Genomic DNA, 26253 nt, shown 5'->3' with positions numbered 1-26253 from the left:
AGAAACATGAACTCGGATAGCGGACATATCGGACTGGAGGATTTCTCCACCAACGCGTCGGCGGCGTCTCCGGCCGCCAGCGCACCGGAACAGGGCGACAAGGACGCGAGCACCGTCGGCGCCAGCCAGATGGAGGCTGTCTACGACATCCCGGTCCGAATCACGGCCGTCATCGGCACGGCAACGATGCCGGTCAGCCAGTTACTGCGGCTGGGCCGCGGCGCGGTCGTGGAACTGAACAAGAAACTGGGCGAAGCGGTAGACATCTATGCGAACAACCGCCTGATCGCGCGCGGTGAAGTCGTGGTCGTCGATGATAACCATATCGGCGTGACGATGACGGAAATCCTTTCCTCGTCTCCGACCGCGCAGGGCTGAAAGGGGCAGAATATGTCTGGGACAGGCCTTCTTACCACGTCCCAGACGGGATCACTGGCGTATGGTATCGGGTCGTTCGCATGGCTCGCCTATCTTGCGTCGTTCGCGATCGTCATCGCACTCATTCTCCTCAGCCGCCACGGCCTGAAATATCTGGAGCCATATCTGCTGAAAGGGCGCCAGACCCGCACTCTGGCGATCGTCGAAAGCCTGGCCGTCGATCAGCGTCGCCGGCTCAGCATCATACGATACAACAGGAAAACGGGACTGATCCTGACCGGTGGCGGAAACGACCTGTTCCTGGGATGGGTGGACGAGCAGGGCGCCTCCCCTCCGCCCATTCTGCCATCGGCCGCCCAGCCTTCGGATATCCATGCCGGCTGATTGCGTACCAGCCCGAAGCGCGGGAGCCTGCGCGGTCACCGGAGGGCCGCCATGGGAATATCTTATGAAACCGTGCCGAACGTCCCAGAATGCGGATTCGGAGCTTCATCGCAATCGAGATGAACAGAGGAGCATGACGCGTTGACAGTCCGACTGCTCACGAGCCGTCCTACCGGTTCCGGGGCCATCATCACCGGCACTCTGGCCTTCGTGACGCTAGCTGTCATTCCGGATCTGACCCACGCGCAGGCTCTGACCCTCGATCTCGGCAAGGGGCTCGGAGACGCGGGAACGACGAGTCGCCTCATTCAGTTAACAGCGCTCATCACCGTGCTGTCCCTCGCCCCCAGCCTGCTGGTGATGGTCACCGCGTTCACACGCATCATCATAGTCCTGTCGCTCCTGCGCGGCGCCATTGGCGCGCAGGGAACACCGCCGAATACAGTGATCATCGGACTCGCGATGTTCCTCACCTTCTTTGTCATGCAGCCGGTCCTTGAACAGTCCTGGACCCACGGCATCATCCCCATGATGGAAGGACAAGTCAGCGAGATCGATGGTCTGAAGGCGACGGCCGAACCCTTTCGCACCTTCATGCTTGCCAATGCCCGACCGGCCGACATCGCGACCTTCCAGCATCTGGCCAATCTACCGGCGCCGAAGACGGCGGCCGAAACACCCTGGCGGGTCATCATGCCGGCTTTCATGATCGGTGAACTCAGTCGCGGCTTCGAAATGGGTTTCCTGCTTTATCTTCCGTTTCTCGTCATTGATATCGTCACGGCAAGCGTGCTGATGAGCCTGGGCATGATGATGCTGCCCCCGGCGACCATCTCGCTGCCGTTCAAGCTCATCTTCTTCGTCATGGTCGATGGCTGGCAGATGGTGGCGGGCGGCTTGGTCCGAAGCTTCGGCGGATGAACGAATCATGGTGGTCCCGCCATGTCGGGGCCGCATGAATGAACGCGTTCCCGCATCATCCGATTGTTCAGCAGGCGGGAAAACATATCCACCGCGACTCGCAGCCGAAACCCGAAGCCGGTAGAAGCGGCACCCCACTCACGATAAGATTTAACGACTTATTAATTGATTTACGTCATGCCCGATATCAACTCCTGAAGGGTAAAAGAGGCCTTCTCCCTGGCCCTTCTCTCGGGAAATGCTCCGTTCCGGCGGCAGCAGACAAAGCGGGAATGGCCAACAGGCAATGCAGGCGTTCGAAGTTGGCGAGCAATCTCATGCAAGGACCACGTCCTGCCGTCCGGCTCCAGGCGGGCCGACCGGAAAGCCCGCCACGATCCTGCATCGCGCGCCACAGACCGACATTCAAATAAAAACATCTCTTTACAAGCGCCCCCAAGGGCCTTGGAGAACAAGCACCAGCCTATTATCCTCGGCGCAGGGCAGAAAGACGCCGTGAAAAACCATCAGAATCCGGCGTGCCATCGAAGCGAGACCGCGCGTAGCTCCACATGACGGCGCCCCGCCAGGTGTGTAAGGAAAGTTAGATCAGCATGTTGAATTGGCTGTATCGGGACGCACCGTTCCGGAGCAAGATCAGAACCGTGATGCTGGGTCTGGAAGCCTATCTGTTGCTTCAGATCGTTATAGAAGCCTTCGGATATTTCATCCATGAGCCGATCCAGCACATGTTCTTCGTGAACATGTGCGCCCTCGCCTTTGGCGCGGTCGTCGTCCAACTGATCTGGTTCATGCTGACGCGCGTAGTGACGGAGCCGCTTGAGACGCTGACCGATCTCGGCGAACGGCTTGGGCGCGGCGAAATTTCCGGCAATGTACCGTTTCTTGAAAACCAGGACGGTACCGGGCGCATGGCCCGTGTGATGGTCGAATTCGCCCGCATCGTTCAGGAGCAGAACGCGGCGCAGGCCCGCCAGGCCGCCATGGCCGCGGAAATTCAGCAATCGCTCGAACGCAGCCAAACCCGCGACAAGCAGACCCACGAAGTGATCGACGCCCTCGGTTCCGCCTTGGCAGACATGGCGCGCGGCGATCTGCGGACCCGGATCACCTCCACGATTTTCAACGGCGAATTCGCCCCCCTGCGCGACGCGTTTAACAATTCGGCGTCGCACCTGAACGATGCACTGCGCGCCCTGGCCAGCAATTCGGAACTGATCGCGACCGGCGCCACCGAGATTTCGACCGCGTCCGACGATTTGGCGAAACGAACGGAGAAGCAGGCCGCCAATCTCGGTCAGGCCGCGGCTTCGGTCCGCACCATTACCGATGGTGTCCAGCGCACGGCCAAAGCCAGCTCCGAGGCCAACTCCGAAGCGAAACAATCCCTGGACAAGGTGAAATCGGCCACCGATATCATGACCGAGACGACGCGGGCCATGGATGGCATCAAGAAATCATCCGACGCGATCGGCGAGATCATTTCGGTTATCGACGGTATTGCCTTCCAGACCAACGTGCTGGCCCTGAACGCAGGCGTCGAGGCCGCCCGGGCCGGGGATGCCGGGCGAGGCTTCGCCGTGGTCGCGCAGGAAGTCAGGTCCCTTGCCGAAAAATCCGCCAAGTCGGCCAGCGAGATCAAGCGCCTGATTTCCGTCTCGGCGGAGCAGGTCGACAAGGGCGTCGACCTGGTGCAGCAGACCGGACGGTACCTGAGCGAATTCGCCGGCAGCACGCAGAACATTTCGACGCGGGTTGAAGAGATTTCCGTCTCCACCCGCGACCAGGCCCAGCGTCTGTCCGAAGTCACCGCGTCGATCGGCGACATGGATCAGGTGACTCAGCAGAACGCCGCGATGGTCGAGGAAACGACAGCCGCCAGCCATAATCTCACGGCGGAAACCAGAACGCTGACCCAGACCATCAGCCGGTTCAAGGTCGACGATGATCATCGGGAACGCCTGTTCGACGAAAATGCCTTTACCATTTCCTCGGGACGGGCGCCGGCGTCCAAGCCCCCGCGGTCGGCCAACGCCAGCGTGTCAGCCACACCGCTGCTGACCACCTCATCCGATCAGGGATGGGAAGATTTCTGATGATCGCTGAAGACGAAGCGGGCCCCACGCTCTCCATCGCCCCAGTTCCATTGCCAGAACGCCTGGACACTGCGGCGGTCGAGGCGCTCAAGGATCTTGTCGCGCAGGCCGAGGCGGAGGGTTCCGCTCTGGACGCCTCAGGCATTGCGTATATCGGCGGCCTGTGCCTTCAGGTTCTTCTGGCAAGCGGTCGCCCCCTGGTCGCGCCGTCAGAGAAAGTCAGGGAAGCGTTCGCCCTTTTCGGGGTCAGTGAGTTCCTGTCAGAACCTTCCACTTCCTCCAGCGAGCTTTCAGCATGACGGAAAAAAAGATTTTGCGTGTTCTGACGATTGATGATTCCCGAACCATGCAAGGCATGCTGCGCAAGGCGCTGGAAGAAGCCGGCCACGATGTGATTCAGGGCGGGGACGGCGTGGAGGGCATCGAGGTCCTGGAAAGCGCCAGCCCCCCTCCCGACGTAATCATTACAGATATCAACATGCCGCGCATGGATGGTTTCGGCGTGATTGAGTCCGTTCGAAAGATGGCCGCGTTCAAGCATCTGCCGATTATCGTCCTGACCACGGAAAGCGATCCGGAGAAGAAGGCCAGGGCCAGGGCAGCCGGGGCGACGGGATGGATCATCAAACCGTTCAGCTCCGACAGTCTGGTTGCGGCAATCCGTCGGGTAACGGCCTGAAAAAAGCGGGGACGGCATGAGTTCCGATATGGACGATATCCTCCAGATCTTCTTCCAGGAATGTGACGAGCAGCTACAGGAGCTCGAACGCGGGCTCTCGGCTTTGTCGGACGGCGAGTCCGAGCATGAAACCGTCAACGCTGTCTTTCGCGCCGTGCATTCCATCAAGGGCGGGGCAGCGTCTTTCGGGCTCGATAACCTTGTGCGGTTTTCGCACGTCTTCGAAAATTCTCTCGATGGCCTGCGTTCGGGGCGTTTCGCGCCGACCCACGACGTCGTCAAGACCTTCCTCAAGGCGATGGACGTCCTGAGCGATCTGGTCAACGAGGCCCGTGGCGGCGCGGCGGTCGATCCGACGCGCGTCGCCGAGAGCCACGCCGAACTGGCAGCCATCAACAGAACCGGAGGGGATCATGACGGCACCGCCTCGGCAGCGACGACCGAAGACGTCATTCCGGTGGATTTTTCCCCTGTCCCCATAGATTTCGAACCCGTCACGGCGGATTTCGAACCGATTCCCTTTGATTTCGACTTCGGCGAAGAGAAACCCGCGCCGGCCGCCGCCGCGCTGCGCGTGACCTTCCATCCTCATGACGCGCTGTACGAACGCGGCGACGATGCACGAAACATCCTGATCGGCCTGGCCGACATCGCCCGGGAATGCGGTGGCGAGATCCAGACCAGTTGCGACTGGTCAGCACTCCCTCCCCTCGCCGATCTGGTTCCCGACAAATCCTACCTTACCTGGCATATCGTCCTGCCACCCGAAGTCTCGGAAGAAAGCACCAATGCGGTCTTCGACTGGGTCAGCGAAGACTGCGATTTCTCGATCGTCCGCGAATCCACCGAGGACGAAATCCCCCCGGAACAGGACGGAGGACAGGCCGAACCGGCGGAAACGGAAGCCGCAGCCGCTCCCCCGCCCGAGGAAGAACGCGCGGCAGAGCCCCCAGCTCCCGAGCCTGCGTTGCCGCCTCCGGTTGAAGCACTTTTCCCCATGCCGGTTGCGGCGGCGCTCGATCTCCCTCCCGGCAGCACCGCCACGCCGCCTCCGGTCACCGGGGCCGCGCAGGCCGCCGCCCGCAAGCCCGAGCAGGCATCGATTCGTGTCGACCTGCATCGGATCGACGACCTGATGGATCTGGTCGGCGAACTGGTGATTGCACAGGCAGCGATCGAATCCCTCTCCCGCCGGACCGATGCCGCGGGACAGCATGAACTGGTCCAGAGCATCAGCAGCATGCAGTCCCTGACACGGGATATCCAGGATGCCGTCATGGCGGTACGGGCCCAGCCCGTCCGCGCCGTCTTCCAGCGCATGCAGCGCGTGGTGCGCGAAGCCTGTTCCATGACCGGCAAGGACATCGTCCTGACGCTCGAGGGCGAGGATACGGAAGTCGACCGGACGCTGGTCGAAAAGCTGACCGATCCGTTGACCCACATGCTGCGGAACGCCGTGGATCACGGCATTGAAAGCACGGAAGCCCGCATCGCCGCCGGCAAGCCGGCGGAAGGCCACATCGTCCTGTCCGCCGAGCACCGTTCGGGTAGGATCCTGATCACCATCAAGGACGACGGCGCCGGTATCAACCGTCAACGCGTCTTCGAAACGGCGGTCAAACGGGGCATCATCCCGCCCAATGCGGTACTGTCGGATGACGAGATCAACAACCTGATCTTCATGCCGGGCTTTTCGACGGCAGCGACGGTTTCCAACCTCTCCGGCCGCGGCGTCGGCATGGATGTCGTCAAACAGGCCATTCAAAGCCTGGGCGGCAGAATCACGATCAGCAGCACCCCCGGCAAGGGAACCACATTCGGTTTCAGCCTGCCTCTGACCCTGGCCATTCTCGATGGCATGCTGATCGTCGCCGGCGGATCGACCATGGTCATTCCGATCTCGTCGATCATCGAAACCATGATCGTCAAACAGAGCGATATTTATGCCCTGCCCGACGGCAGCAACGTGATTTCCATCCGCGGCGACTGCATGCCGCTGATTCCGCTGGCCACGGCGCTGAAACTGTCCGACGCACCGCCACGCGATTCCCTCGATGCCTCGATCATTCTTGTCGTCGAGAACGAATCCGGCGCCCGCGCCGCCCTCATTGTCGATGAAATCCGGGACCAGACCCAGGTTGTCATCAAGAGCATCGAGAGCAACTACCGGCAGATATTCGGCGTATCGGCGGCAACCATTCTCGGTGACGGCAGCGTTTCCCTGATCCTCGATGTCTCGGCGCTGGTGGCCTCCGCCATTGGACATATCGACAGCAAGCCATCAAACACCCGCCCGGAACTGGCAGCCTAGCCGCGCCATACGGCAATCGACATTTAAGCAGGGAAGCAAGATGACGGAGCAGATCGAACTCAAGAGGGCCACGGATCCCAAGATCGTCAAGATGATCGTGTTCGCCATCGGTGTGCAGGAATATTGCATTCCGATCCTCAGCGTTCGCGAGATCCGTGGGTTCGAAAAGACCACGACCCTGCCTTTCGCTCCCCCCTATGTCTGCGGGGCCATCAACCTGCGCGGGATCATCCTGACGGTGATCGACCTCGCGATCTACCTGAACGTGCCGCCACAGCCCGACAATCCCCGCCGGGTCGCGGTCATCGTCGAATCGAAGGACGGCGTCGTCTGCGGATTGCTGGTGGATCGCGTCATCGACATGGCCGATATCGACCTCAAGGACGTGCAGGCCGTATCTGAGGAAGGCAGTTGCCTGGCCGGGCTGGTACTGGTCGATGACCGGATGATCGGTATCCTGCGCCTGGACACCGTCGTCGGGCAATTGGTCGGGGATACGGTTTCCGAATGAAAGACCTGATGCCGGCCAGTGAGTCTGAATATACGGATGCCGATTTCCAGAGAGTCCGGCAGATCGCGCGCGAGCAGGCAGGCATCCATCTTCCCACGACCAAGAAGGCCCTCGTCTATTCGCGCGTTTCCCGCCGGGTGCGGGAGCGGGGGCAGGGTTCATTCCAGGCCTATCTGGATTTCGTGACGTCGTCCGCCGGCGAGGGCGAAATGCAGAACCTGATCTTCGCCCTGACCACGAACGTCACGAGTTTCTTCCGGGAAAAGAACCATTTCGATCATCTCGAATCCGTCGTGATCCCCCATCTCGCCCCGCAGGTTCGTGCGGGCAGACGGGGACGCGTGTGGTCGGCCGCCTGTTCCACGGGTCAGGAGCCCTGGAGCATCGCCATGTCTGTCATGACGGCCTTTCCCGACGCGGCCTCGCACGATTTTCGCATCCTTGCGACCGACATCAACGCCAATGTCGTCGCCCAGGCCACCGAAGGCGCCTACAATGCCGAAGAGGTCGAGGCCATTCCCGCCGGCAGGAAATCGCAGTTCATGGAGCCGTCCGACGACGGGGATTACCGGTTTGCCGGCCCGATTCGCCGCCTGCCCGCATTCCGCGTCCTCAATCTCAATGCCTCCTGGCCAATCCAGGGGTCTTTTTCAGCCATTTTCTGCCGGAACGTCGTCATCTATTTCGATGACGCCACCCGCGAACGCCTTTGGCAGCGCCTGGCCGACAAGCTCGAACCAGGTGGCTTTCTGTATGTCGGCCATTCCGAGCGCGTATCCTGTGCAAGCGCGTGCGGTCTGATACAGGTTGCGCCGACCATTTACCGAAAGGACCATTGAAGCGTGGAGAAGCCGATAAAGGTTCTCGTGGTTGACGATTCACGAACGGCAAGGGCCCTGATCCGGCGCTCCTTCGCACAGCATCCCGATATCGTCATCTGCGGTGAGGCGGCGAACCCGATCGAAGCCCGGGACCTGATCATCAAGGATCAGCCGGACGTGATCACGCTCGACGTCGAGATGCCGAGCATGAACGGCCTGCAGTTTCTCGACAAGATCATGCGGCTGCGCCCGATTCCCGTCGTGATGGTGTCGGGCTTGACTGCGCGCGGAGCGGATATCGCGATCACCGCCCTGCAGATGGGCGCGTTCGATTGCTTTCCCAAACCCTTGTCCGTGACGCCCGGTGGCGACGCCTTTGCTGGCCTGGCCCGCCTCGTCCGGCAGGCGGCCCATTCCCCCGTCGCGAAATTCCAGCGCAACGATCCGGCCTCCGCGCAACAGCACCAGAAAGCCTGGTCCCACGATTTCAGGCTGGTTGCGATCGGCGCGTCGACGGGCGGGGTGGAAGCCCTGGAACAGGTGCTGTCGGGTTTCCCGCGCCAGAGCCCGCCCATCGTCGTCTGCCAGCACATGCCGGCCTTGTTCACGGCGAGTTTCGCCAACAGGCTGAACCAGAAGATCGAGGCCCTCTCCATCAGCGAAGCCCGCAATGGCGAAGTCCTGCTGCCCGGCATGGTCCGCATTGCCCCCGGAGGCGACCGCCACATGTCCGTGGAACGGCGCGACGGCCAATATGTGACACGATTGCTGAAAGCCGCCCCAGTCAATGGTCATTGTCCATCTGTCGACGTCCTCTTCGACTCCGTCGCGGAATATGCGGGCAACCATGCCATGGGCATCATCCTGACCGGCATGGGGCAGGATGGCGCCGAGGGCCTGCTTGCAATGCACCGGGCCGGAGCCTGGACAATTGCGCAAGACAGGGCATCCTCGGTCGTCTATGGAATGCCGCGGGTTGCCGCCGAACTCGGCGCAGCCTCCCAGATCGTCCCTCTTGATCAGATCAGTGCTGCCGCCATGAACGCCCAGATACGCTAATACGAGCCGAATAGCGCGCGATGACGCATTGCTGCCATGCGCGCTCACCATGCACGACGACTGATACCGGCGCGCCTCGCCGGACCTCAAAGGGAAAGAGGAAGAAAAATGCCCGCGGCTTCACAAATCAGGGTCCTCGTTGTCGATGACCAGTCTTCCATTCGCCAGATTCTGGCCAACAGCCTGCTGCAACTGGGCTTCGCCCATGTCGCGCAAAGGAAGGACGGCAAGGAAGCCATCGAGTACCTTGGCCAGAATCCGACGCATCTGGTCATCTCGGACTTCAACATGCCCGTCATGGACGGACTTGAACTGCTGCGTGCGGTCCGGGGCAATCCCAAGACGCAGAAGGTCGCGTTCATCATCCTGACCGGCGAAGCCAGTCGGGACCTTGTTCAGGAAGCAGTCAAGGCAGGGGTGAACAATTTTCTCGCCAAGCCCTACACGGTCGCGAAACTGCGTGAAGTTCTCGAAAAGGTGTTCGGACCCATCACGTGACCCCCCCCCTGACACCGACGACAGTTGTACAAGGCGAAGTCATCGTTTCGAACAATCCGTCCGCACTTCTCGTGACCCTCCTGGGGTCCTGCATTTCGGTGTGCATGTTCGATCCGGTGACCGAAGTTGGCGGCATGAATCATTTTCTCTTGCCCGGCGGGGGCGAGAGGCATGGCGGCACCGCCATGCGTTTCGGTGTCAATGCCATGGAAAAGCTCATCAACGGCATCCTGAAGGCAGGCGGCAAACGCGACCGCCTGCGCTGCAAGGCTTTCGGAGGCGCGGCCATCGTCCCGTCCCTGGGCCGCATCGGGCAGGAAAACAGCGTCTTTGTCCTGCAATATCTGGCGGACGAAAGCATCCCCTGCATCGCACAAAGCCTCGGCGGCACCCAGGCCAGACGGGTGCGGTTCTGGCCGACATCCGGAAAAGCCCAGCAGAACCTGATACAGGATGGCCAGGCCATCGTCCGTCAGGAAGAAGCCTATAACCGGCAAGAGGCCGAAGCCGAACGCAGATGGGCGCGCGAGGCCAGTTCCAGCGTTGAACTGTTCTGATCACCAGAGCATGGAGAGAGACACCACGATGACCATGCGTGCCACCGCCACCCAAGGACCGTCAGACCTGGAAATCACGGTGCATGACACCGTCCTCAAGGTCATGCGTCTCCTGGACATGGCCGGCGAGGAACTGGCAGGCGCCCAGCAGGTCGTGGCGGAATGCATGCATGACACCTCGATGACCAGCGCGGAAATGTGTCGCCTGCAAAAACTGGACCTGGCGACGCAGACGGTCGCATCCGTGGCAACAGTACTGAGAAACCTGATGTCTCTTGCTCCGACCGGGATCGCGGACACTGTAAGCGTGGCTCACTTATATGAAGGAGTCACGCTGGGGGACGTCATACAGGTCCTGAAAGGTGGGGACATGCCGGATCAATCCACGATGGCTGGTAAAATAGACCTCTTCTAAATCTCGCCATATCCCAAGACCGCTGCGCCAACCCGTATTGGAATCCCTCCGGGCAACTGCCTTCGAGCAGCGCAGGCGCGGACCGGGGCTTTATTCAATTCCTCCCGACACCGTTTCCAATCCGGCAAGGACGTTTTCCGCAATCTCGATGAGGGGCATCAGAGACAGGCCGGAATCCAGGATGGCTCTGATGCCATATTTCTGTGCCTGATCGGCCATCCTGACAAAAAGCTTTCGATCCTCCTCGACCGCCAGGCCATTATCCGGAATGTTTGCCCTCATGATCATCGACCACAGGCGTTGATGCCTGTTCAGAGCCCGATTGCGGACATGCAGATCAGAACTCTGGCTGGCGGCCTCCAGCTCATCGATAAGCATTCTGAAACAGATAGATTCGGCTTCCCTTCCCGTCAGGGCGGACTCCGTCACAGTCTGATAAGCACGAAGTGCTGGATGAATCATCGTCGTACCATCTGCGATTTGTCATACTCGATACTGGTCGTTTTAGCCTATTCCGTCGTCCAGGGCCATCCCGTCCGGGTCGCCGGAACAGGGAACCCCAGCCCTGGCTTGCCACATTTTACGTGAAAATTCTCTTCGGGGTCGCGCTGGTAACCTTCTCTTAGCCATTTCCCGATTTTCTGGCGTTGACCTGGTCCACCCCAGGATAGCCAGCATGGAGAAAATGCCGTGAGCCTTTCCATCAACAACAACGCCTCTTCGAAAATCGCTATCGAGACGCTGGATGCCGTCCAGCAGAGCCTGAGCAACACACAGAACGTCGTTTCGACGGGCCTGAAGGTTTCCACTGCCGCCGACAACGCCGCCGCCTTCGGCATCGCGCAGCAGATGCAGGGCAACGTGTCCGGCCAGAGCGCCGTGAATGACGGCCTGTCCTTCGCCGCCCAGACCGTCAGCTCGACGGCCAGCGCCGCCAACCAGATCATCAGCGTACTGCAGGAAGTGCAGACCGCCGTGACTTCGCTGGGCAACAACCAGGGCAGCCCGGCCTCCATGGACCAGATCGGCACTCAGATCACAGCCTATCTCGCTCAGATCGACACCATTGCCCGCAACGCGACGTTCAACGGCGTCAACCTGCTCAGCGGCAGCACCACGGACGGCCTCGGCATCACCTCCGGCGATCTCACCTACATCACGGGCCTGCAGGGTGACAGCTCGACCATCACCGGCTTCAACGCGACGATCGCCTCCTATATGGGCGGTGCCGCGGTCGCGGGTGCATCTGCGTTTACCACGGGTACGACCGTCACCGGCGCAGTCGGCACGACCCTGACGGACGCACTGGGTCTGACGGCAAGCGGCACGGCAGGCGTCGCTCCGACCTCCAACGTGTTCGAAGCGATCGGCGGCAAGCTTGGCTCCAACTTCACCGGCACCTCTGCGGTCGCCGACATGATCGCCCAGGTCCAGTCCGCCATCAAGGCGATGACCTTCGTCACCTCTTCGCTGGGCGCGAACACCAACAACATCACCAACATGAGCACCTATGGCTCGACCATCTCCGACAACCTGGGCAACGGCATCGGCGCGCTGACCAACGCAGACATGGCGGCTGCCAGCGCGAAGCTGACCTCGCTGCAGACCAAGCAGCAGTTGGCCATCAAGTCGCTGACCATCGCGAACTCGCAGTCGCAGAACATTCTGTCGATGTTCCAGTAATCCCGTCCTACGCTCACGGCGTAAGATGGTCAGTGCCCCCGGCAATCGTCGGGGGCACTTTTTATTTATGCCTTGTCAGGGCCAGTTGAGAAAAGGGACAGCGCGCGCATCACATGTCCGGTCGCGCTCCCGACCGGCATCAGACCGTCATTCCACAGGTCCGTTCATGATCCTGACGGCCAGGACGATCGGGTTTCCGGCAGAATCCGTGCCGGTCTGAAAACTCTGCCATTTTCCCGCCGAAAACACCCATGTGCCGGCAAAACTCGCCACGAATCCATGCGGCCGGCATGGTCCGCCCGTGCCATCCTGCTGCGGGGCGTCATCCCTTGAGGTACATTGCGCGATATCCGCCGCGGCAAGCGGAACATAGACGGTGGCGTCCATCTGCGCGGTGCGGCCACGAATCTGTATCGTTCCGTCGACACCTGTCTTCTGTCCTACCGAACCGCCCGTCACCGCTTCATCGGGCGCGCCACGCGTCACGACATCGGTAAATTTGGTTGCGTCCGTCGAGCAGACCTCCACCGAGGCCGCGCCGATCGGCAGGTTCGGATCCGCTTCATTATTCTGTCGTGTAATCGCCTGAATTTCGGCGATACGGACCGGCCCCGATGGACAGCGGAGACCGTCGTCTCCAATATGCGCGGTCGCGCTGCCACCGCTGCTGCCCCGAGCCATGGCTGCCCCGCAACCACCCACACCCAGCAAGGCAACCAAGGCGGTCGCACAGGCCAGCAATCCCCTGCCGGAGCCGGCGCGGGCACCGTTCACCAAACGTCGCATATCGACTCTATATGACCTGTCAACGCCGTACTCCATGCACATGCAGCCCGACGATCTTCTGTCGCCATGCCACGACGGCTTCGACGCCCCACGATATACTGGCGCGCACGTAAACACCCTCTATCACGATACATATCCGCAGCACAGCACCAGACAAGTCTCGATTCCCACGAAGATCTGCCCATCCCTCAATCGTTCAACCAGCGATTCCGCCTCGTCAAAGCGGTTCAGATCAGTCATGATATTTTAATAAAAGGTAAAAATACCGATCTTGCCGTCATGACTAGAGTGGGTTAGGCAATGAGGCGCAATAGCCTGCCAGGGATATCCTGCAAGGCAGAAGGGGCGCGGCACGTACACGATGATCAGCGACATCACCACACGCAGCTTCGATGCGCTCAATGCCTACGGGCAGACACAGAAGGCCCTGCAGCCTTCCACCGACGACACGCAGAACGACCTCCCCACCGACAGCGTGTCCAGCTTCGGCAATGTTCTGGACGGCGCGCTCAAAAACGCGATTCAAACCGGCAAGACGGCCGAAACGATGACGGCCCAGGGCCTCTCCGGCAAAGGCAGCCTCACCGATATCGCGACCTCCGTGGAAGAAGCGAAACTGACCCTGCAAACCGTCACCACGGTTCGGGACCGCATGGTGCAGGCCTATCAGGACGTCATGAAGATGTCGATCTAAGCCCTCGCACATGCATCATACGGTCGATGTTCACGAAATACTTCGTCAGACCCTGCTCGTTGCAGTCAAGATGGGCGCACCTTCCCTTCTGTCGTCCCTCTGCGCGGGCATCCTGGTTTCGTTACTTCAGGCCGTAACCCAGGTGAACGAGGCGACATTGTCTTTCGTGCCGAAATTCATGGCCGCGACAGCCGCCCTCATGCTGACGGGTTCGTTCATGTATGCCACGCTCCATACATATGCGCAGACCATCTTCGACCAGATGATCATGGTGGGCGGTTCGTGAAGACAGGCCGCACTCTGGCGGCGACCATTCTGGAATGACCGGGGATCTGGCCTTTCCCGGCGGCTCCATCCCCGTACTGGCCGCGATGTTCCTGCTGACCCTGTGCCGGGTCAGTGCCATGGTGATGACAGCCCCCGGCTTTGGCGAAACCACGTCCCCCATGATGGTCCGGGCGGGAATTGCGCTTGTCATCAGCATCACCATCCTGCCAGTGGTGCAGGATCATCTGGCAGCCATATCCGGGCCGGCGCTTCATCACCCGTTCATGGTGCTGGCCGTCATCGCGGGCGAGCTTTTATCCGGTGCATTCATCGGGCTGCTGGCCCGACTCGTTTCCATGGCAATGATTATTGCGATGCAGATCATCGCCATCCTCGCGGGCCTGGCCAGCATCCTCCAGCCGGATCCGGAACTCGGGGCATCCAGCACGGCCATCAGCCACATGGCCTCCTCCCTCACGCCGGTCATCTTTCTCTCGACCGGCCTTTATGTCCTCCCCCTGGCTGCGGTGACGGGCTCGTACCACCTGTTTCCCCCGGGCCATATGCCGATGCTCGGCGACATGACAAAAAGCATCGTCACCGCCACGGCGCAGACATTCGTCCTGGCGCTGCAACTAGCCGCTCCCTTTATCCTGATCGGCACCTTGTGGCCTGCCATGCTGGGAGTATTGAACCGCCTGATGCCGGCGATCCAAGTCTACGGCATTGCCATGCCGGCCCAATTATTGGGTGGCGTCCTCCTGCTGGCCATGCTGATCCAGATCATGACCGGCGTCTGGCAGGAAAGGATGAGCGACCTGCTTGTCGCCCTGCCCGGCGTAGGCGCCCCGCCGTCGCTGCACTGAGTTACCATGGCAGAAGAAGGATCCAGCAGCGAAGACCGGTCGCAGGCCCCGACCGGAAAACGGCTGCAGAAGGCGCGCACGGACGGAAACGTCGCGCAATCCCGCGAAACGCAGATGCTCCTGGTCCTGAGCGCGTTCCTGACCGTCTTCACCGCGACCACGACCTCCGCAGGCGGCACATTTCTCCGGCACATGCGCGGACTGATGGAGCATTTCGATACCATCTCGATAGATGGAGGATCGCTCTTCCTGGTCTTCCAGCAGGCTGTACGCGAAGGCATCCTGCTGGTGGCGCCCCTGGTGCTCGTCTGCGTGGCGGTTGTCATCGCCTGCGCCATGCTTCAGACGGGTCTGCTGTTCCGCCCCCAGGCCCTCATCCCCGATATCGGGCGCCTGTCTCCCCTGTCGGGGATCAAGCGCGTGGTCAGCACGAACAACCTGATCGAGATGCTGAAAAGCCTGGTCAAGTTCGTCGCCTTCGGCGCAGTGCTCTACGATGTGGCAAAAGGAACATTGCACGTCGCACCCGAGGCCGAACGCTGGACCCTTCACCACCTGACCTCGGAACTCATATCGTGGTTCGTGTACGCCACGCTGACCGTCCTGACGGTCCAGGCCGTGATCGCCGTCCTCGACGAAGTATGGACACGATACCATCGGCTGCAAAAGCTGCGCATGAGCCATCAGGAGATCAAGGAGGAAGTGCGCCAGGACGATGGCGACCCCAAGGTAAAGGCCAAACAGAAGCAGATCCGCATGCGGCGCGCCCGGCAGATGATGCTCCAGGCCGTGAAGAAGGCCACCGTCATCGTCACCAACCCGACCCATTATGCCGTGGCGCTGTCTTACGAAAACGGTACGGACGCGGCGCCTAAAATCGTCGCCAAGGGCGCGGACGAACTCGCCACCCGCATCCGCGAGGCAGCCGAGGATTCAAAGATCCCGATCGTCTCCAACCCGCCCGTGGCCCGCGCCCTTTATACCCTGCCGGTAGATTCCGAAATACCGCCGGAATATTTCCAGCCCGTTGCCGCGATCATCGCCTACGTCATGAAACTCAAGACACCGGGTTCACGCGTGCCTCGACAGTAATCGCCGCCTCTCCGTATCGCGTGATCGGATAGGAATCCTTCCCGGCGGGTCCGTCATCCGGAACCGCATCGACCGCGTAGCCACTGAATCCACCGGCGGAAACAATTCAGTAACATCTTTCATGTACCCGTAGTACAAAAACGACACATGAAGTCCTTGCGTTTCACGCCGCGCATGCTACTCAGAAAGCCAGCAAGGCACAGATGTCGCGCGGGGAATGTTTCAGCCGCCATTCCATGTCCGTAAGATCACTGACCCGAAATCGCGTCACGCCGGAAATGGTCTGACGGGCATGACGTCATGAGCTCCCAGGCCATGATCGGGTTGTGATTTTCCTGCTTGACGGTAGGCGGAACAGATAGCTGCGCGCACAGGCAGGGACGGCACATGTCAGTTTTCAATGCCCTTACCACGGCTGTCAGCGGTATCAACGCCCAGTCGACCGCATTTACGAACCTCAGCAACAACATCGCCAACAGCCAGACGGTCGGCTACAAGGCCACCACGACGGCATTCCAGGATTTCGTTGCCGGTTCACTCGTCGGAAACGCGGCATCGGCCGATATCTCGGACTCCGTCTCCGCCGTCACCATCCAGCATGTGGACACCCAGGGTACGGCAGCCAGCAGCGCCGACAGCCTGGCGACATCGATCTCCGGCAACGGCCTGTACGTCGTGTCCAAGGAAACCGGCGCGTCCACAGCTGCCCAGACCCAGTTCCAGAACGCGCAGTATTACACCCGAAACGGTGAATTTTATGAAAACAAGAACGGCTACCTGGTCAACACCAGCGGCTACTATCTTGATGGCTATATGGTCGATCCGAGCGGGACGCTCAACACGAACCTGACCCAGCTCAACGTCGCGAATGTCGCTTTCCGTCCCACGCAGAGCACCACCCTTTCGACAACCGGGACGCTGTCATCCACAGCCGCCGTGGGCGACACGGTTACCACCGCCGCAGCAACAGTGTACGATGGCAGTTACGCCAGCGCCAACCCGACCCACAATTCGGGCGGCGTTCGACTTCAATGGACGAATACGGCCCCCAACACCTGGAATGTGGTAGCCCAGAGTACAGCCGTTGCGGGCGCTGGCACCGCGACGCTGACCAATGCCGGTCCATATACCGTAACCTTCGATGCCAACGGCTCCATCGCCTCCATCACGAACGGCGCCACGCCCGTCGGCTCGACTCTGTTCGGTGCCACCGCCAACATTCCGATCACAGTGTCGTATCAGGATGGCTCGCAGCAGACCGTCAATCTTGACCTGGGCACAATCGGCGGCACAACCGGCATGACGACCGGCACCACCCCCACAGCGACTCCGTCCCTGGCCAGCGATAGCGTGACCAGCGGCACCTACGAGGGCGTGTCGGTCCAGAGCGACGGCTCTATCATGGCCATTTTCGATAACGGCGACACCCAGCTCGTGGGCAAGATCGCCATGGCGAATTTCGCCAACGTCGACGGGCTGAATGCCGTCGACGGTCAGGCGTATACAGCCACGGCATCATCCGGCAACGCCAAAATCGGCAATGTCGGGGAAAATGGCACGGGCACACTGTCGGTCGGATATGTCGAGTCTTCCACGACCAATCTGACCAGCGATCTGTCCGCCCTGATCGTCGCGCAGGAGGCCTACTCCGCCAATACCAAGATCGTCACGACCGCAGACCAGCTGCTGCAGACCACGATCGCCATGAAGCAGTAACGAGCTTGACCCGCGGCTGGCTTGTGGCAGACACAGGCCAGCCGGCGCGACCTGCCAATCGCCGCCCGCCGATCCGGCATTGCGATCCGAAAAAATCGACTGCCGGGCGTCCGGTTTCTGTCCCTCTCCGGCAGACGAACGGATGCAGTCCTGACATTTGCGCGTCCCCTGGCCCGCGAACCGGGGCGATCATGGCCTCGACCTTCGGCCGGGCGCCTCTCCCGATACAGATCGACCACACCAGCCTCCTCGCAAGACGTCCTGCGCGTTTCATCCATGCTCCATGATGGCACGAGCAACGGATCGGCGATCCGTATACCGACCTGCCCGCGATAGAGAAGCTGCCCAGGCGCCCCGCGATATCATGACAACGTCACACGAGACCGCTTATCGGCCCGATTGATGGCGGCGGCTTCCCTCTATCGTCACAAACGCCCCACCCATGCCATTGAGCATGCACCCTCCAGTAGCTACACTATCAATAAATCGTTTACCTACCCCCGGGGAGCCACCTGCATATGAGCGAAACTGCAACCGGCGGCGTACCCGAACCCTCTTCCCGAGACGAAAAGCGGCGATCCATGGCTACGGAAACGACCCCCCGGCGTTCCCCGACGAAACTCCTCTTCATCGGTCTGCTGGCTCTTCTTCTCGCTGTCGGCGGTGGCACCCTGTTCATGAAGAGGGGCCATCTGTTCCATTCGGTTCGAACCGAGGTGGTAACCCGCACGGATCAGGTGCTGCATCCGCCGATCATCCTGGGCATTCCGCCGATCGTTTCCAATCTCGACAATGGCGATGGCCGGCCGGTCTATGTAAAGCTGACGGCCAAGGTCGAAATATCAGGCGCACGCGACGAGGCGTCGCTCCAGAACATGATCCCGCATGTTCAGGACATATTTCAGACCTACCTGCACGAGACACGTCCGCAGGACATCCGGGGCGACGGAATATACCGGCTGCGCGAGGCGATCATGCGTCGTCTCCGGGCGGAATTGTTGCCCTTGCAGGTCACGAATCTGTATCTGGTTGAATTCCTGATTCAGTAATCAAAGAATTTTACGTGATATTCAGACCAAATACAGTTCAAACCGCGGCGAAAACAATATGCAGGACGTAAACGACACACCGGACGCTGGCCAGTCCGACGAAACCAGTACCGAGGCGCCGCCCGAAGCGCAGAGCCACGCGTCAGGGACGAGCCATGACGCACGGGAAGATGCGTTCACGGGGTTTGAAGACAGCATGATCAGCAGTCACATGCTGGACCAATCTGAAATCGACAGCCTTCTGGGCAATACGTTCGCCGGACTTCCCGACCGGGAAGAGACCGGCATGGAACGCGTCATCAAGGCCGGCTTCGTCGCGTATGAGCGCCTGCCGATGCTGGAAATCGCATTGGATCGGTTTGTCAGACTCCTGTCGTCCACATTACGCAGCTTCACGAACGACAACGTCGAAATCACCATGGAGGGCACGCGCTCGATGTGTTTCGGCGACTACATGAACACCGTACCGTCATCCTCCTTGTTCGCGGTCTTCAAGGCCGTCCAATGGGAGAATTATGGCCTTGTCGTCGTCGATTCCGGATTGTCCTATTCCATTATCGATATCCTGATGGGCGGCCCCCGCGGCGTAGGCCACGCAGGGACCGAGGGCCGCCCACATACGGCGATCGAACGTTCCCTGATCGAAAAACTGATCACGTTGACCCTCAACGACCTCTCGGCGGCGTTCAATCCCGTCTGCACGATCGATCTCACGTTCGAACGGCTCGAGGTCAGTTCCCGTTTCGCGGCAATCGCGCGAGCATCCAATGCCGTAGTGATGACGAAGCTGCATATCGATATGGAGGACAAGAGCGGCAACCTGGACCTCATCATCCCCTACGCAACCCTGGAGCCAGTGCGTGACCGCCTGTCCCAGCAATTCATGGGCGAACGGTTCGGCCGAGACTCGATCTGGGAAAACCATCTGATGTCCGAGATTCTCGAGACCGATGTTGAAGTATCCGCCGTGTTCGAGGAAAATTTTCTCCCCCTCTCCCAGGTCCTCAATCTGCGCCCCGGTACGCAGATCGCATTTCCCTACCGGAGCGACACCCCGATTCATGTCACGCTGCAATGCGGGCAGAACTCCTTGTTCGAAGGACGACTCGGCCAGTTGCACGGCAAGGCAGCCGTGAAAATCGAACGACGACTGGTGCCACCCGACAGTCCGCATCCTCACACCCCCCCTTCCCTCGCATCCCGCGAATAAGAGAACAGGACAACCCCAATTCCTTCCTTCTTTATCCGCCCGTCGCTTCACAATCGGGCCAGACTGGAGACATCTGGCAAATGCTGACTCAGATCCAGCTGATCATCGAGATCGTCTTATCGTTCTTCCTTCTCCTGGGGATTATCTACAGCTTTTATCTCAGTCGGATTCTCTCCAATCTGAAGCACGACCGCGAAAGCCTGATGGGACTGGTCGATAAACTCGAAGCCAGCGTGAAGAGTGCGGAAGAGGGCGTGGAGAAACTGCGCGTGGCCGGGGAAGTCAGCGGCCGCCCACTCAACCGCATGATCGAACTGGCCAAGGTGACAAGCACCGAGCTGGGCACCATGGTCGGCAAGGCGGATGCGACGGCAGATCGCCTTGAGACAGCAACGATCAAGGCATCCCCCCACGAAAAGAGGCTTGAACGACTGCTCGAAAAGGCATCCGAAATTGAGCTGAAGCAGAATGCCGAAGCACGAAACGGCCTTGCTGCCGACGGCACGCAGCGAGAAGCTGCCATCACGCCTCCAGTGGACGCAGGGGAAAGCAACTCCGAATCCGCCCTCTCACTCCCACAGGACACGGCGCCCACAAATACCCTGTCTTCGACCAATGACGTGCCACTCAGGGCAACCCGCGAAGAAGGCGACACACCCCGGGATTGGAGCCCGGACGCACCATCGGCACAGCGCACCGCCACTCCCGCCCCGACCAAGGGAAATGACGGATCGAAGAATGTCAGAACCAGGGGCTCAGCCCGGGAGAAAAATCAGCAGTTGAAAAGGTTTGAGAACACCTTTCTCAGCCGGCCCTCCCGGTAGGAACCCCCGCTTCTACCAGTATCCGCCAATGACATGCCGGGGCTGGGTGGGGCCGGGGTCGGCATTGGGCGACCACGCGCTCCAGTCCCACAAAGCCGTATCACGCCTGTTCTCAGCCGCCATCGCCGGGATCTCCGACACGGCGGAGGGCGATGTCCGTTTATTCTTCCCAGCAGCGACCAGCGACACATAATAGCTGTATGCCGTCGCCGACCCCATATACACACACCCACAACCGATCGGATCGGCATAAAGATAGACCGGGCCGACCGAAGACGGTCGATAAGTGAGTTCACCGGGCGGAAGCGTATTCATCATGGCATAGCGCGCCGTGGTGTCCGCCTTATGCGCAACGAAGCCAACATCTGCCAGGCGCCGGCCCATATCCAGATAGGGCTTGGCCGGCGACAGGCAGCCCGCCAACCCGGCGGATGCCACGACCACTGCACCCACCCGAAATGCATGCTGCCGGATATCAGGCAGCCGGGCCGCGAAATGACGTCGTAGATTCATGAATTCTCTTTTCCGGGTATCGAGAAGCCGAACAATTCGAACCCCATTTTTCTGGACGCCCCAGGGCCTGAAGTGGGCTCTTCACTCTATGCGGCATACCGTCCGATCGCATACCAACGACACGGAAAAAAGGAACGACAACCTGCGTCAGACATCGCTGCGCAATGTCAGTGCCGCCTGCGCGCCTGTGCTCGGCATATATTGACCCGACGCACCATAACCGACGCCTACGTCCTGCACCGCATCCACGACGATCAGCCGGATCAGGACGTTCTGCGCGTCGATCGCGTTTTTCAGCAATGCCCGGTTGGCGTGGATCAATGCGCCGAAGCGACCAGCCGCTTCTTCGGTTTCCGGCGTCATCAGGACAGGCGGCTGATCGGCCAGCAGTGAATCCGTCCCGTCGACCGAGAGAATGCTCTCCAGCGTGTCCATTTCTCTCTGTTTCGCTGGAAGCATGTCCACGACCTCCTGCAGCTTGCCCACTTTCAGAAGATCGTTTTCAGCCTCGAGAACGGTGCAAACCGCCTGGAAGCTGGCCAGGAGAGAATCCGCGGTTCTGGCCGGGGCGCTGCTCATGACTGGCTCGTTTCCTTCTGGGCCTGAGCTTGTTCCTGCATGGCCAGGATCTGGCGATAGACACTGTCGGCAATGCCAATACCGCCGTTATTGGCGATCTGCTTGCCGAGTTCCAGCACCTGGAGCGAGCGGAACTGCTTCTCCGCCGCGCCGCCTCCGAACATGCCATCAGAGGTATCGACCGTATCGAACATCGGTTGCAACAGTTCGCCGATGGTCACGCTTTCAAACGAAACGGCTGCTTTGCGGGCCTGCTCCGTCTGGGTCGAATCCGGCTGCCCAGCCGACATCTGCTGCCGGCCGATCACCGACAGCGAAGACGCGACACTGCCTACACCACTCATGCCTCGCTACCTTACTTCAAGATCGGCCTGAAGAGCGCCATCGGCTTTGATCGCCTGAAGGATACTGATCATATCCCGCGGCCCCATGCCCAGAGCGTTCATGCCGGACACGAGACTGGCAAGAGTCGGCCCCTCGCGCAATATCCCCAGACGGTGGGAATTATCAGTATTCGCGGTGATCTGCGTTCGCGGCAGGATAGCGGTCGTTCCGTTGGAAAACGGACCGGGTTGCGATGCAATAGGCGCTTCCGTGACCTGGATCGTCAGATTTCCCTGCGCGATCGCGACCGTGCTGATGCGCACATTGTCCCCCATGACGATCGTTCCGCTGGCTTCGTCGACGATAACCTTGGCCATCGTATCGGGTTCAATGCTCAGGTCGCCGATACGGTACAGGGTTTCCGCCGTACCCCGCCCGGACAAGTCGATGGCGACGGTACGCGGGTCGTCAACCCGCGCCATGCCACGCCCGATATGGCGGTTTATCGCATCGGCAATTCTGTTCGCGGTCGTAAAATTGGAATTATGCAAGGAGAGATGGATGATGCCGCTCGCCCCCAGATTAACCGGCACCTCACGTTCAACTACCGCGCCATTGGCGATATGGCCACTGGTCGGAATGTTCTGCGTCATGGCAGCCCCGGCACCGCCAGCCGCGAACGCGTTCGTAACCAGCGATCCTTGGGCAACGGCATAAACCTCGCCGTCCGCGGCCTGAAGCGGTGTAACCAGCAACGTCCCGCCGGCCAGGTCGCGCGCATCACCGACGGCGGAGACTGTCACGTCGATCCGTCCGCCACCATGAGAAAAAGGCGGCAGGGTCGCAGTCACCATGACGGCGGCCACATCATGCGTCTGAAGCTGCACCTCGCGGTCACGAATATTCACACCGAGTCGGTTCAGCATGCTGATCAGCGTTTCGCGCGTGAAAATCGTATTGGTCAGACGATCGCCCGTACCGCGCAGGCCGACGACAAGGCCATAGCCGACAAGCTGGTTGTCACGCACGCCCTCATAATCGACGATATCCTTTACCCTGACCATCGCGGCATTGGCCGATGGAAACGGGAACAGCCCTGCCAGAAGAAACGCTGTCGAAACAAACGCCACAATCCGTCGAAAACGGGGCGCCCACCTGCTCTCCCTGCTGAAAAACGCGGCACTCATTCCATCGCCTTTACCGAAATGGTTGCGATAGAGGCTGGCCACCCTGAGGCAAGTCCTCATAGACACTGGTCACCTTTTGCACTTCGGCCCATGGCATTCCGCGAAGTGACCATGGCGGTTTTGGAGAATACGCCGCCGGACCATGACATTCAATGGCCCACCGGCGCGAAATAGGAAGGGCAGTTCGCCTTCTGCCTTGCAGGTTCCGCCAGGTTGTGGACCATCGCGGAAATGAGGTAAAGCCGAACCGCTGCATAGACTTCATAGACTTTCGTGGTTCGATACGTCCGGCGATGCTTTCCTGCTCCTACGCAGGACCGAGCGGCCACGATACAGGGAGAGACGGCCCGTGACAGGTCCAGCCCCGACACCGGCCTTGCTCTACCATGCTCCGCGACGTCAGGCATGTCGGGTGGCAGTGGTCGCCATCGCCCTGCTTCTGCCGGCACGAATGGCGCTCGCCCGACCACCCGAAGCATCGCTCTGCATCGCGGCAACGGCACAAGCGGAACGGGATCTACATGTCCCGGATGGCTTCCTCAATGCCATGAGCCGTGTCGAAAGCGGCAAGCCTGGTCCGGACGGCACCATTTCCGCATGGCCGTGGACGATCACAGCCGCAGGAATCGGCCATTATTATTCAACGCGCGCCAAAGCTGTCGCGGCCGTGGAGGCATTTCGTCAGCAAGGCATCCAGTCGATCGATGTCGGCTGCATGCAGGTCAACTTGCAACAGCATCCGGATGCCTTTGCCTCGCTCGACATGGCATTCGACCCGGTGACCAATGCGCTCTACGCCGGCCGGTTCCTGCTCCAGATGTATGACAAGACGGGAAGCTGGCCCAGGGCCGCCGCCGCGTACCATTCCCAGACGCCGGGCATCGGCACACCCTACCAATGGAAAGTGCTCGAGGCCTGGGCGATCCCGCAGGATGGACGGGACCAGCAGCCCCCATCACGCCAGTCCTCACACGCGCCCGCCCTTTCCACCCCGTTCTTCCCCCATCCCGCCGCGCCCAGGACGATACAGCAACCGACCCTCACGGCCGACGCGCAACCCGACGCCGCCGGCGGCGCGGCCCCTGCTCCGGCCAAGGTCTTTCACCCGTTCCAGGGATTCGCGCATTTCACACAACCCACGATGCACCGGCCCTCCTCTGCAGGCATGCGGGGGCGCACCCTGGCCTCGTACCGCGCCAACCCCATCGCCTTGGCAGGCCCGACAGGCTGACGCCTCTGCCCCCGACAGGCGCCTGGCTATAGCCAGTTACGCAGGGCCAGCCCGACCTCCTGAAGGACAGCTGTGAACGACCGCTCCTTCGCCCTGAACACGCGCATGTTCGGGTACCAGGGAGAGCTCCTTCCTTCATCGCCCCATCGCCAGCAGGCATCCCAACGGCTGACCAGCCACACCGGGCAGCCGAGAGCCCCCGCGAGATGCAGCGGCGCCGTATCGACGGAAATGACCAAGTCGAGATTTTTGGCGATCGCGGCCGTGTCGGCCATGTCCCGGACATCGCCCATCGGGTCGAATAGCGCCTGACCGTGCCACGCCTCAATTTCTGCACGCGGCGGGCCGAATTGAAGACTAACCAGCGTCGCCTCGACGGGCATCAGAGCGCTCCCCATGTCCGCCAGCGTGACCGAACGGCGCTTGTCCGCAAGCACATGCTCGGACTGCGTCCTCCGGTCACCCGCCCAGACCAGGCCGATACGCGGCCGCCGGCCTGGCAGGCGAGACGCAAACCGCGCGACATCCCCGTCATCGGCACGAAGATACGGAATGCCATCCGGAATATCCCGTACCGACATCACGCCGGCGATGTAGGGCAGGTCCGGAATAGGTGCAGCGAAGCTATATCCGTCCTCCCTGCCAAAATTCTCCTTGTTCCGCACGGACACACCCGGGAAAGACAGGGTCAGAAGACGGACCAGCGTTCCGGGCACGACGATGGTGATCTCGGCCCCCCTTTCCAGCAGGTAAGGGACCAGGCGAATGAACTGGATCGTATCGCCCAACCCCTGTTCGTCGAACAGGAGGACCTTCCGTCCCGACACGTCATCTCCGGGCCGCAGACGCGGCAGGGACAGGAACCATGCCGACTTGTCACTGACAATCAAATCGCGCCTGCAATAAGCTTCCCATCCCTCACGCAGTCTCCCGGCCTTCAGCAGCGTGCAGGAATAGCCGAAGCTGATCGCGGGCGAGGACGGCGCAAGCGCCAGGGCCTTTTCATACCAGGGCAGAGCGTCAGGGGAGCGATTGAGCCGTTCCAGGGCGCACCCCACATTGTTCAGAAGTGCTGCGGTCACATTCCCGCCCTGGAGATGAGACAGCAGGATCTTCAGCGCTTCCTCCGGATACCCGGCTTCGAGAAGAGACATCGATATATATTCGCATATATTCGCATGCTCGGCCGGGTAGCGCTGCATCATACCGGAGAACAGGGCGCACCCTCCGGCGACGTCTCCAGAGGCCACTCGGATATGCGCCAGGAACGCCTGCGCAGCGACATTGTCCGGTTCGCATCGGAGCACGTTACGCAACAATGTTTCGACAATATCGTAATTGGAACTGTAGCGCAGGATCACCGTCGCGCCGGCCAGGCTGAGCTGCCAGTCATCCATGCGCAGCGACGTCATCTCAAGAACCAGGCGGAAGACCTCGACGAGTTGCCCCTGGGCCGCCAGCCTATCGCAGAATTCGATCAGATTGGCCGGCGTCGGCGATTGCGACAGGCTTTCCTTCGCGAACGCGACCGTCAGGAGCCGCCCGGCCTCCCCCGCGCCGGACTCCGTGCGTACCTTCATGTCTGCTTCCGTCACAAATCCC

At 60.7% G+C, this 26253-nt stretch carries 30 protein-coding genes; 23 read left to right on the top strand and 7 right to left on the bottom strand.

Going from position 1 to position 26253, the window contains the following annotated elements; all coding sequences use genetic code 11:
* Nucleotides 1-6 precede the first annotated feature (6 nt).
* From fliN to HLH29_RS01615, 13 genes are all read left to right on the top strand, one after another.
* Entirely contained in the window at nt 7-378 is a 372-nt protein-coding gene (fliN, locus tag HLH29_RS01675; RefSeq protein WP_182964284.1) for a flagellar motor switch protein FliN, read from the top strand.
* A 12-nt stretch (nt 379-390) separates the two neighbouring features.
* Nucleotides 391-762, top strand: a complete 372-nt coding sequence (locus HLH29_RS01670) for a hypothetical protein (protein ID WP_182964283.1) — start codon at nt 391-393, stop codon at nt 760-762.
* 186 nt (nt 763-948) lie between these two features.
* Complete coding sequence (fliP, locus tag HLH29_RS01665) at nt 949-1683, top strand: flagellar type III secretion system pore protein FliP (RefSeq protein WP_182964439.1); 735 nt, start codon at nt 949-951, stop codon at nt 1681-1683.
* Between the two features lie 593 nt (nt 1684-2276).
* Nucleotides 2277-3779, top strand: a complete 1503-nt coding sequence (locus HLH29_RS01660) for a methyl-accepting chemotaxis protein (protein WP_182964282.1) — start codon at nt 2277-2279, stop codon at nt 3777-3779.
* Nucleotides 3779-4078, top strand: a complete 300-nt coding sequence (locus tag HLH29_RS01655) for a hypothetical protein (RefSeq protein WP_182964281.1) — start codon at nt 3779-3781, stop codon at nt 4076-4078. The genes HLH29_RS01660 and HLH29_RS01655 overlap by 1 nt, the downstream gene beginning before the upstream one ends.
* A complete protein-coding gene (locus HLH29_RS01650; protein ID WP_182964280.1) occupies nt 4075-4458 on the top strand; it encodes a response regulator in 384 nt (127 codons plus the stop codon). Before HLH29_RS01655 ends, HLH29_RS01650 begins: the two co-directional genes overlap by 4 nt.
* Before the next feature lie 28 nt (nt 4459-4486).
* A complete protein-coding gene (locus tag HLH29_RS01645; RefSeq protein ID WP_246373632.1) occupies nt 4487-6769 on the top strand; it encodes a chemotaxis protein CheA in 2283 nt (760 codons plus the stop codon).
* Between the two features lie 40 nt (nt 6770-6809).
* The gene (locus tag HLH29_RS01640; protein ID WP_182964278.1) at nt 6810-7280 is read left to right on the top strand and encodes a chemotaxis protein CheW; all 471 of its coding nucleotides are present in this window, start codon (nt 6810-6812) and stop codon (nt 7278-7280) included.
* 8 nt (nt 7281-7288) lie between these two features.
* On the top strand, nt 7289-8119 hold the full coding sequence (locus HLH29_RS01635) for a CheR family methyltransferase (protein WP_246373630.1): 831 nt from the start codon (nt 7289-7291) through the stop codon (nt 8117-8119).
* A 3-nt stretch (nt 8120-8122) separates the two neighbouring features.
* Nucleotides 8123-9160, top strand: coding sequence for a chemotaxis-specific protein-glutamate methyltransferase CheB (locus HLH29_RS01630; RefSeq protein ID WP_182964276.1), 1038 nt, complete (start codon nt 8123-8125; stop codon nt 9158-9160).
* 108 nt (nt 9161-9268) lie between these two features.
* Nucleotides 9269-9658: a response regulator gene (locus HLH29_RS01625; RefSeq protein ID WP_182964275.1), complete on the top strand. Its 390-nt coding sequence runs from the start codon at nt 9269-9271 to the stop codon at nt 9656-9658.
* A complete protein-coding gene (locus HLH29_RS01620) occupies nt 9655-10215 on the top strand; it encodes a chemotaxis protein CheD (RefSeq protein WP_338030155.1) in 561 nt (186 codons plus the stop codon). Before HLH29_RS01625 ends, HLH29_RS01620 begins: the two co-directional genes overlap by 4 nt.
* A gap of 28 nt (nt 10216-10243) precedes the next feature.
* On the top strand, nt 10244-10630 hold the full coding sequence (locus HLH29_RS01615; RefSeq protein WP_182964274.1) for a hypothetical protein: 387 nt from the start codon (nt 10244-10246) through the stop codon (nt 10628-10630).
* A 90-nt stretch (nt 10631-10720) separates the two neighbouring features.
* On the opposite strand, the gene HLH29_RS01610 is transcribed toward HLH29_RS01615, so the two are convergent.
* The gene (locus HLH29_RS01610; RefSeq protein WP_182964273.1) at nt 10721-11092 is read right to left on the bottom strand and encodes a flagellar biosynthesis regulator FlaF; all 372 of its coding nucleotides are present in this window, start codon (nt 11090-11092) and stop codon (nt 10721-10723) included.
* Between the two features lie 228 nt (nt 11093-11320).
* Between HLH29_RS01610 and HLH29_RS19960 the strand changes: the two genes are divergently transcribed.
* Entirely contained in the window at nt 11321-12313 is a 993-nt protein-coding gene (locus HLH29_RS19960; protein ID WP_182964272.1) for a flagellin N-terminal helical domain-containing protein, read from the top strand.
* Nucleotides 12314-12460: 147 nt separating this feature from the next.
* Here the strand turns inward: HLH29_RS19960 and HLH29_RS01600 are convergent, their stop codons facing one another.
* Entirely contained in the window at nt 12461-13135 is a 675-nt protein-coding gene (locus tag HLH29_RS01600; RefSeq protein WP_182964271.1) for a hypothetical protein, read from the bottom strand.
* Between the two features lie 325 nt (nt 13136-13460).
* Here HLH29_RS01600 and HLH29_RS01595 point away from each other — a divergent pair, with 325 nt between their 5' ends.
* The 8 genes from HLH29_RS01595 (at nt 13461) to HLH29_RS01560 (ending at nt 20817) form a co-directional block, all read left to right on the top strand.
* Nucleotides 13461-13793 (top strand): flagellar hook-basal body complex protein FliE, encoded by a 333-nt coding sequence (locus HLH29_RS01595; RefSeq protein WP_182964270.1) that lies wholly within the window; start codon nt 13461-13463, stop codon nt 13791-13793.
* 10 nt (nt 13794-13803) lie between these two features.
* Nucleotides 13804-14079, top strand: a complete 276-nt coding sequence (locus tag HLH29_RS01590; RefSeq protein ID WP_182964269.1) for a flagellar biosynthetic protein FliQ — start codon at nt 13804-13806, stop codon at nt 14077-14079.
* 85 nt (nt 14080-14164) lie between these two features.
* Nucleotides 14165-14926, top strand: coding sequence for a flagellar biosynthetic protein FliR (locus tag HLH29_RS01585; protein WP_246373626.1), 762 nt, complete (start codon nt 14165-14167; stop codon nt 14924-14926).
* Between the two features lie 6 nt (nt 14927-14932).
* Nucleotides 14933-16018, top strand: coding sequence for an EscU/YscU/HrcU family type III secretion system export apparatus switch protein (locus HLH29_RS01580; RefSeq protein ID WP_182964267.1), 1086 nt, complete (start codon nt 14933-14935; stop codon nt 16016-16018).
* Nucleotides 16019-16405: 387 nt separating this feature from the next.
* Nucleotides 16406-17734: a flagellar hook protein FlgE gene (locus tag HLH29_RS01575; RefSeq protein WP_182964266.1), complete on the top strand. Its 1329-nt coding sequence runs from the start codon at nt 16406-16408 to the stop codon at nt 17732-17734.
* A gap of 581 nt (nt 17735-18315) precedes the next feature.
* The gene (locus HLH29_RS01570; protein ID WP_246373624.1) at nt 18316-18783 is read left to right on the top strand and encodes a flagellar basal body-associated FliL family protein; all 468 of its coding nucleotides are present in this window, start codon (nt 18316-18318) and stop codon (nt 18781-18783) included.
* Between the two features lie 58 nt (nt 18784-18841).
* The gene (fliM, locus tag HLH29_RS01565) at nt 18842-19993 is read left to right on the top strand and encodes a flagellar motor switch protein FliM (protein ID WP_182964264.1); all 1152 of its coding nucleotides are present in this window, start codon (nt 18842-18844) and stop codon (nt 19991-19993) included.
* An 80-nt stretch (nt 19994-20073) separates the two neighbouring features.
* Complete coding sequence (locus HLH29_RS01560) at nt 20074-20817, top strand: DUF6468 domain-containing protein (RefSeq protein WP_182964263.1); 744 nt, start codon at nt 20074-20076, stop codon at nt 20815-20817.
* 12 nt (nt 20818-20829) lie between these two features.
* On the opposite strand, the gene HLH29_RS01555 is transcribed toward HLH29_RS01560, so the two are convergent.
* The 4 genes from HLH29_RS01555 to HLH29_RS01540 all read right to left on the bottom strand — a co-directional run bounded on the left by HLH29_RS01555 (nt 20830) and on the right by HLH29_RS01540 (nt 23420).
* Entirely contained in the window at nt 20830-21330 is a 501-nt protein-coding gene (locus HLH29_RS01555; RefSeq protein ID WP_182964262.1) for a hypothetical protein, read from the bottom strand.
* Between the two features lie 147 nt (nt 21331-21477).
* Nucleotides 21478-21909: a hypothetical protein gene (locus HLH29_RS01550; RefSeq protein WP_182964261.1), complete on the bottom strand. Its 432-nt coding sequence runs from the start codon at nt 21907-21909 to the stop codon at nt 21478-21480.
* Nucleotides 21906-22253 (bottom strand): rod-binding protein, encoded by a 348-nt coding sequence (locus HLH29_RS01545; protein ID WP_182964260.1) that lies wholly within the window; start codon nt 22251-22253, stop codon nt 21906-21908. The genes HLH29_RS01550 and HLH29_RS01545 overlap by 4 nt, the downstream gene beginning before the upstream one ends.
* A 6-nt stretch (nt 22254-22259) precedes the next feature.
* Entirely contained in the window at nt 22260-23420 is a 1161-nt protein-coding gene (locus HLH29_RS01540) for a flagellar basal body P-ring protein FlgI (protein WP_182964437.1), read from the bottom strand.
* 349 nt (nt 23421-23769) lie between these two features.
* Here HLH29_RS01540 and HLH29_RS01535 point away from each other — a divergent pair, with 349 nt between their 5' ends.
* A complete protein-coding gene (locus HLH29_RS01535) occupies nt 23770-24651 on the top strand; it encodes a transglycosylase SLT domain-containing protein (RefSeq protein WP_338030154.1) in 882 nt (293 codons plus the stop codon).
* 26 nt (nt 24652-24677) lie between these two features.
* On the opposite strand, the gene HLH29_RS01530 is transcribed toward HLH29_RS01535, so the two are convergent.
* Entirely contained in the window at nt 24678-26231 is a 1554-nt protein-coding gene (locus HLH29_RS01530; RefSeq protein WP_246373622.1) for a tetratricopeptide repeat-containing glycosyltransferase family protein, read from the bottom strand.
* Nucleotides 26232-26253: the final 22 nt, after the last annotated feature.

Source organism: Gluconacetobacter tumulicola, assembly GCF_014174215.1.
In the GTDB taxonomy this organism is placed as follows: domain Bacteria; phylum Pseudomonadota; class Alphaproteobacteria; order Acetobacterales; family Acetobacteraceae; genus Gluconacetobacter; species Gluconacetobacter tumulicola.
Note: the sequence above shows the minus strand (reverse complement) of the source record. Positions and strands in the feature narration are given on the sequence as shown.

Excerpts from the sequence above, each read along its gene's own strand:
- fliN (WP_182964284.1), top strand. The coding sequence starts at position 7 with ATGAACTCGGATAGCGGACATATCGGACTGGAGGATTTCTCCACCAAC.
- HLH29_RS01670 (WP_182964283.1), top strand. The coding sequence starts at position 391 with ATGTCTGGGACAGGCCTTCTTACCACGTCCCAGACGGGATCACTGGCG.
- HLH29_RS01660 (WP_182964282.1), top strand. The coding sequence starts at position 2,277 with ATGTTGAATTGGCTGTATCGGGACGCACCGTTCCGGAGCAAGATCAGA.
- HLH29_RS01655 (WP_182964281.1), top strand. The coding sequence starts at position 3,779 with ATGATCGCTGAAGACGAAGCGGGCCCCACGCTCTCCATCGCCCCAGTT.
- HLH29_RS01650 (WP_182964280.1), top strand. The coding sequence starts at position 4,075 with ATGACGGAAAAAAAGATTTTGCGTGTTCTGACGATTGATGATTCCCGA.
- HLH29_RS01645 (WP_246373632.1), top strand. The coding sequence starts at position 4,487 with ATGGACGATATCCTCCAGATCTTCTTCCAGGAATGTGACGAGCAGCTA.
- HLH29_RS01640 (WP_182964278.1), top strand. The coding sequence starts at position 6,810 with ATGACGGAGCAGATCGAACTCAAGAGGGCCACGGATCCCAAGATCGTC.
- HLH29_RS01635 (WP_246373630.1), top strand. The coding sequence starts at position 7,289 with ATGCCGGCCAGTGAGTCTGAATATACGGATGCCGATTTCCAGAGAGTC.
- HLH29_RS01625 (WP_182964275.1), top strand. The coding sequence starts at position 9,269 with ATGCCCGCGGCTTCACAAATCAGGGTCCTCGTTGTCGATGACCAGTCT.
- HLH29_RS01615 (WP_182964274.1), top strand. The coding sequence starts at position 10,244 with ATGACCATGCGTGCCACCGCCACCCAAGGACCGTCAGACCTGGAAATC.
- HLH29_RS01610 (WP_182964273.1), bottom strand. The coding sequence starts at position 11,092 with ATGATTCATCCAGCACTTCGTGCTTATCAGACTGTGACGGAGTCCGCC.
- HLH29_RS01600 (WP_182964271.1), bottom strand. The coding sequence starts at position 13,135 with ATGGAGTACGGCGTTGACAGGTCATATAGAGTCGATATGCGACGTTTG.
- HLH29_RS01595 (WP_182964270.1), top strand. The coding sequence starts at position 13,461 with ATGATCAGCGACATCACCACACGCAGCTTCGATGCGCTCAATGCCTAC.
- HLH29_RS01590 (WP_182964269.1), top strand. The coding sequence starts at position 13,804 with ATGCATCATACGGTCGATGTTCACGAAATACTTCGTCAGACCCTGCTC.
- HLH29_RS01585 (WP_246373626.1), top strand. The coding sequence starts at position 14,165 with ATGTTCCTGCTGACCCTGTGCCGGGTCAGTGCCATGGTGATGACAGCC.
- HLH29_RS01580 (WP_182964267.1), top strand. The coding sequence starts at position 14,933 with ATGGCAGAAGAAGGATCCAGCAGCGAAGACCGGTCGCAGGCCCCGACC.
- HLH29_RS01575 (WP_182964266.1), top strand. The coding sequence starts at position 16,406 with ATGTCAGTTTTCAATGCCCTTACCACGGCTGTCAGCGGTATCAACGCC.
- HLH29_RS01570 (WP_246373624.1), top strand. The coding sequence starts at position 18,316 with ATGGCTACGGAAACGACCCCCCGGCGTTCCCCGACGAAACTCCTCTTC.
- fliM (WP_182964264.1), top strand. The coding sequence starts at position 18,842 with ATGCAGGACGTAAACGACACACCGGACGCTGGCCAGTCCGACGAAACC.
- HLH29_RS01560 (WP_182964263.1), top strand. The coding sequence starts at position 20,074 with ATGCTGACTCAGATCCAGCTGATCATCGAGATCGTCTTATCGTTCTTC.
- HLH29_RS01555 (WP_182964262.1), bottom strand. The coding sequence starts at position 21,330 with ATGAATCTACGACGTCATTTCGCGGCCCGGCTGCCTGATATCCGGCAG.
- HLH29_RS01550 (WP_182964261.1), bottom strand. The coding sequence starts at position 21,909 with ATGAGCAGCGCCCCGGCCAGAACCGCGGATTCTCTCCTGGCCAGCTTC.
- HLH29_RS01545 (WP_182964260.1), bottom strand. The coding sequence starts at position 22,253 with ATGAGTGGTGTAGGCAGTGTCGCGTCTTCGCTGTCGGTGATCGGCCGG.
- HLH29_RS01540 (WP_182964437.1), bottom strand. The coding sequence starts at position 23,420 with ATGAGTGCCGCGTTTTTCAGCAGGGAGAGCAGGTGGGCGCCCCGTTTT.
- HLH29_RS01530 (WP_246373622.1), bottom strand. The coding sequence starts at position 26,231 with ATGAAGGTACGCACGGAGTCCGGCGCGGGGGAGGCCGGGCGGCTCCTG.